We start from the raw sequence: 2,606 nt of genomic DNA, 5'->3' as shown, positions 1-2,606 counted from the left end.
TCCCAGGCACAAACCAGATCAGAGTCTTCCCAAAAATCAAAGCCGCCGAGACAAACGTCAGGGCTAGCGCCCAGCTCCATCTGGCGCGGAAGCGTATCAGGGATCTGGAAGCCTCCCTTTCCTGGCGTGTGACAAAACCCCTTCGGTGGATCAGGGGTAAGCTCGCCAGGGCAACCCAACAGCCCAGCCAGCTGTCACCCACCGTGATGCAGGACCAGGCTTGAACGACACAGCCAAGAGACGATAGCTTCGGCGTATATTGGGCCTATCAAGCAGCTGATCGGGTTTACGGGACAGCGCAAGACGTCGTCAAACATGTAGCCATCCGCCGTCCGCCCTGATCCCCAGTCCCGGGGCCCACGTGCCCGGACGGTTCCTTCGTGATCCCGAGACCTGTGCGTCGCGTTGCTTCTCGACTGTGCCAACCAGGGCCAGTCGGTTCCCGCCTGGCACGGGGGCCCGCGGACTACGTGATCATAAAATCTGCCGATGTCATCGCACCCGCCGTAGAAATAGTTATCGCCGAGATTTCCGTACAGGCGGTCATTGGCGCTCCGCCGGGTCAGGCTGTCGTTCTGCTCATCCCCGAAGGCGCGATTGTTGCCCACGCCGCTCACGATCCGGCCACTGTCTGCCGTTCCACGAAAGACGTCGTTGACCTCCATGTCCCGAAGCTGACCGTAAAGGGGCGCTTCCGACCGACTGCTTCCGACTGGGAGACCCTGGGCCCAGTCAAGGCCAACTGAGCTCAGCACCGAGGGCACACCGGAGTTGCTATTCAGGTCATCCCCCGGGAATTCGCGGAAGATGTCGACACGGTAACGCAGGTCGGCCCTGTCGATGTTGGCGGCATGCTGGACAATGATCTGCCAAGCGACATCGGCGTCTCTTGTGCCAAGGTCAAGCAAGGTGCGATGCCGTTCCTCAGGGGTTTCCGCGCCCCTCCGGCCGAGGGACGAGGCCAGATCGGCATCGGCCAGCGTCTCGAGATCACCATCTTCCCCCGGCAGTGCCCCGGATCACCTTCTCCGAGACGACCTAGCCCTTCTCATCAGTGACAGTCTTGACGGGATAGAGGTGATCGAGCCCGCTCTCGATCCCCTAGAACTCGACTGCTTGGCTCCAATGGCAAGAACAGTCGGCACAAACAGCTCCTAGAGCCGGATCCCGAGGACCCGGACATGTGAATGAAAGCTCGTTCATCAACTTTACTGCTGGCTTGATCGTTCCATGTGCCACCAGGGATGATGCCGAGGATCGATTGGCCCGCCAGACCATGCGCTCGTGGACACTGCCTCCTAAGACCCTGTCCCGCCAATTATGGCTTGGGCAGAAGGGGGCTGAACATCGCTAACGAGAGGAATAGGGCCGAGGCGGCCGCCGCCAATCGTAGGGTGGTTCAATGATATAGGGCGTACCCGTGGTCGAAACATCGGAGGGCACGGCTTCGCTCTGCAAGTGAACAGCGGGAATTTCTCAATTGTCTTTCTTGGGGGTTCGGAGCGCCCGAAACCGTGCGGCTCGAACCGGGGTTTGATTCTGCTGCACAAGCTAGTCACTGTTTTCGCTCAGGTAGCCAGTCCCTCAATGCACCTAACGCCAGCGAATGGAGCGTCAGGACGGACCATTGACGGCTTGCCCCGAGGGAGGGCATGGACACTTTACCCTTGACGGGCGAGAACCCTGCAGGTCTTGCGACAGTGCATCATTTTTGACAAGAGCCCGAAAGCCAACTCATGCATCCTATCGTGACTGTCGGCGTGACCACGCACAACGAACAATATAATATCCAGGGCCTGCTTGATCGCCTCTCGCATCTGGACGAGGAGCATGTCCAGATCATCTTGTACGATGACGCCAGCACTGACGGCACCGCCTCGTCGATCGCCCTGCATCCCCTCTCCCGGCAACGCAACTTTGAGGCTCATCTGGCAGACGCCAACTTCGGCTCTCCCTCGGTCGGACGCCAGTTCATTGCTGACCGCGCAAAAGGCCCCTACGTGACCTTTGTCGATGGCGATGACCTGATTGATCCGAAAGCGCTGGCTGCTGCGGCAAGACGGTTAGTGCCGGGTTTCGATATCATCGTCACGCCGTTCGTAAACGGAAGACAACGATACTTCCCGGAGCAGATCGATCCCGAGCGCCCAGTCTCGCCAAACACGATCACGCGGCTCCTGTCCGGAATTGGTGGCAAGATCTACAATCGCGATGCCCTCTTGGGCAATTTGCAGGATGAGATCAAGGGGCGGAGTGAGGATGTTCGCCTCAATATGCGAATCCTCCTGGCCGGCTTTGATCGGGTTCTCTTCCAGGATACAGATCCCTTCTACCTGATCACCTCGTCCCGCAAGTCCATGCAGTCTCGTAACATCCTGCTGCCGGAGATCGCCGACCGGATCAGAAACTATCGGATCCTCAAGGACCGGTACGGGCTCGATGACACCTATCTCAAGGCTCTGCACCGCAACCTACTCACCGTGGCCCGCGACGACACCACCCTGAGCGAGCACCAGCGGAAAGAACTGTGCACGGCGATCAATTTGGTCATGCCGTTTCGCCTTCGCACGATTATTCACCTGGTGCATGATATCTCGACTATCGGG

2 protein-coding genes are annotated in these 2,606 nt (G+C 59.0%); both read left to right on the top strand.

Features of this window, described 5'->3' with window-relative positions; genetic code table 11:
* Nucleotides 1-224 (top strand): hypothetical protein (locus tag LG661_RS24445; protein WP_230534600.1); only part of this gene is annotated, 224 nt, incomplete at its 5' end.
* 1,524 nt (nucleotides 225-1,748) lie between these two features.
* Nucleotides 1,749-2,606, top strand: an 858-nt coding sequence (locus LG661_RS24440) for a glycosyltransferase family 2 protein (protein ID WP_230534599.1), incomplete at its 3' end; no start/stop codon positions are given.

Origin of the sequence: Microvirga roseola, from assembly GCF_020866965.1 — a bacterium.
Lineage (GTDB): Bacteria > Pseudomonadota > Alphaproteobacteria > Rhizobiales > Beijerinckiaceae > Microvirga > Microvirga roseola.
The sequence above is the reverse complement of the archived record's forward strand: the minus strand, read 5'-3'. Positions and strand labels throughout refer to the sequence as shown.